We start from the raw sequence: 2,464 nt of genomic DNA, 5'->3' as shown, positions 1-2,464 counted from the left end.
TCGGGGTTTATGTCGCCTAAGGACTCGGCGACCGGCTCGGTGCGCTCCCAGCCGATGCGGGACGGGGCGTAGAGCTTCTTCGCCGTTTCCAGGTCGCCGGCCTTGACGGCGTCGGCGAACGCCTGGGCCTTCGGCAGGGTCTCCCGGGCCTGTTCGAGGACGTAGGAGCGGTAGGCGGCCACCGCGGCGTCCGCCTCCGGGCTGCGCTTGACGGCGGCGTTCCGGCCGGTGGCCGTGACCTTGCGGCGGATGCCGTCGCCCTTCATGCCGGGCTTGCAGGCGATCTCGTAGTCGCCGGCCTTGATCTCGGCGGTGATGGAGGCCTTGGTGCCGGGACCGATGTTCTCGCGTTCCGCCGCGATCCGGTCGTCGGGGAAGAGCACGTACACCTCGGTGACCTTGGAGCCGGTGTTCTGGACGTCCAGGGTGAGGTGCCCGGCCGGGAACTCGGTCCTGGAGACCTCGCAGGTCGAATCCGAGGCCTTCACCGTGATCGTGCCGTCGCCGCTCGCGGTCTTCTGGGCGCATCCCGAAAGGGTCACGACGGACGCTATGAGGGCGCCGGCACCGGCCAGCAGGTGACGGGATCGCACGGACATGGGGCCTCGTTTCACGGCAGGGAAGATGCGGGCGCCGGGAAATGGGGGCCCGGCCGACCCGGAGTCTACTCATATGTAGACACTCAGGGAAGGCTTCCCTTAGTCGGCTTGTTCCGGAGGCCGTGGAGAGGGAGCCGAGGAGACCTCGGGACCGGCCGTACGTCAGTCGGAGGGGTGTTCCCCCTGGGCGATCTCGACACCGCGGTGCAGCCAGACCGCCCCGGCCAGGGAAGAGGCACCCGCCGTGCCGCACAGCAGGGCCATGACCAGCACCGCGGGGGCGATGCGCCGGGCGGGCGCCTGCGCGAGCAGGGCCTTCACGCGGGCGGGGACGGGGCCGGTGACGGCGCCCGCCGCGAGCACGGAGCCCTGGGACCGGCCGCCGCCACGGCTGGTGGCCAGCGCGGCGCGCCCCACGGCCCGGGCGGTGAGCAACCGGTTGCCGGTGGCGCGGGCGGCGGCCTCGTCGGCGGCCCGTTCGACGGCGAACGACACCTGCGGAACGACAGCGGCCAGTGCCGGGTGGCACCATCCGGCGAGCTGGGCGACGGCGAGGAAGAGGTGGTGGCGCGAGGCGAGGTGAGCGCGCTCGTGGGCCAGGAGCACCTCGCGCTCGTGCGGGTCCAGGGAACGCAGCATGCCGCTGGTCACCACGACCCGGCCCCCGCCCGCCAGCCCGGGCAGGGCATAGGCGTCCGGGCGGGAATCGTCCAGTACGCACACTCCCGCAACCTGCGGGAGGTGGGCGACATCGCCGTGGGCGCTGCGCAGGCGCTTGACCTCGGACCGCCCGCGGCGGACCACGGCGACGCCCGTGACCACGACGGCTCCCGCGGACAGCGCGGACACCCCGAGGGCCAGCGGGGCGGGACCCGCCTGGAGCGGACGGATCAGGTGCGCGAGCGCGGCCAGGGACGGGACCGTCAGGGCGACGGGCAGCAGCAGGGCACCCAGGCACGCCACGACGCCGACGGCGAGCGCCCCGGAGGCCGTGGTGATCGTCCACAGTGCGACGTCCGGCCTCACCCGGGAGACCACGCGCCGGGCGAGCGGCACGAGGATCCAGGGCAGCAGGAGGGGGACGAGCAACAGGGCGATCACCGACCGCCTCCCTCCAGCAGGCGCCTGAGCTCCGCCTCGTCGTCGGGGCCGAGCCCTTCGACGAACCGGGCCAGAACGACGCTGCGGTCGCCGTCCTGGTCGAGCTCACGGTGCATCCGGCGGGCGGTGAGGCCGTGCGCGTCCTCCATCGGGAAGTACAGGAAGCCCCGCCCGCCCGGCTTCCGGTCGACGACGCCCTTCTCCTGGAGCCGGGCGAGCAGCGTCGCCACCGTGGTCCTGGCCAGCGGCTGCGGTATCGCCGCTCGCACCTGGGCGGCGGACTGCGGTTTTCCCGCCGCCCACAGGGCCGCCAGGACGCTGGACTCCAGCTCGCCCGCCGGCCGGCGTTCGCTCGCACTGTCCGTCATGGAACCTTCCCCTCGAAGAGATCGTCTACAGTGAGGTAGACGGACTACTGTCTTGTAGACAAGCGGGGGTGGACGCCACCCGTCCGGTCCGGCAGCCTCTTGCCTGCGGCGGTGAACCCCACCCCGACCACCATTATCGATGGGACCGTGCCGATGCCCCTCGCACAGCTCGCCACACCGCCGACCGTGAACCTCGCCGTGAACCTCCTCGACGCCCAGTCCCTCCTCGCCACGTTCGGAACGATCGGCATCGCGGTCGTCCTGTTCGCCGAGACGGGCCTGCTGGTCGGCTTCTTCCTGCCCGGGGACTCGTTGCTGTTCACCGCCGGACTGCTGTGCGCGGGCTCGGCGGCCTCCCCGGGGCACCTGTCCCTGCCCTGGGTCCTCCTCGCCTCC

The 2,464-nt window shown here is 72.7% G+C and carries 3 protein-coding genes and 1 pseudogene; 1 reads left to right on the top strand and 3 read right to left on the bottom strand.

Annotated elements, in window-relative coordinates; genetic code table 11:
* From ACFXA3_RS14560 to ACFXA3_RS14550, 3 genes are all read right to left on the bottom strand, one after another.
* On the bottom strand, positions 1–599 hold a 599-nt coding region (locus ACFXA3_RS14560; RefSeq protein WP_385186724.1), incomplete at its 3' end, for a cupredoxin domain-containing protein.
* 162 nt (positions 600–761) lie between these two features.
* Complete coding sequence (locus ACFXA3_RS14555; RefSeq protein ID WP_385186722.1) at positions 762–1,700, bottom strand: M48 family metalloprotease; 939 nt, start codon at positions 1,698–1,700, stop codon at positions 762–764.
* The gene (locus ACFXA3_RS14550; protein ID WP_385186719.1) at positions 1,697–2,068 is read right to left on the bottom strand and encodes a BlaI/MecI/CopY family transcriptional regulator; all 372 of its coding nucleotides are present in this window, start codon (positions 2,066–2,068) and stop codon (positions 1,697–1,699) included. Before ACFXA3_RS14550 ends, ACFXA3_RS14555 begins: the two co-directional genes overlap by 4 nt.
* Before the next feature lie 153 nt (positions 2,069–2,221).
* Here ACFXA3_RS14550 and ACFXA3_RS14545 point away from each other — a divergent pair.
* Positions 2,222–2,464, top strand: a pseudogene (locus ACFXA3_RS14545) (DedA family protein); the annotation flags it as partial.

The sequence above is a fragment of the Streptomyces sp. NPDC059456 genome (assembly GCF_042750055.1).
GTDB lineage: Bacteria > Actinomycetota > Actinomycetes > Streptomycetales > Streptomycetaceae > Streptomyces.
This window is presented reverse-complemented; position numbering and strand designations above follow the sequence as displayed.

What these genes read in the sequence shown, in the direction of transcription:
- ACFXA3_RS14550 (WP_385186719.1), bottom strand. Translation starts at nt 2,068, where the DNA reads ATGACGGACAGTGCGAGCGAACGCCGGCCGGCGGGCGAGCTGGAGTCC.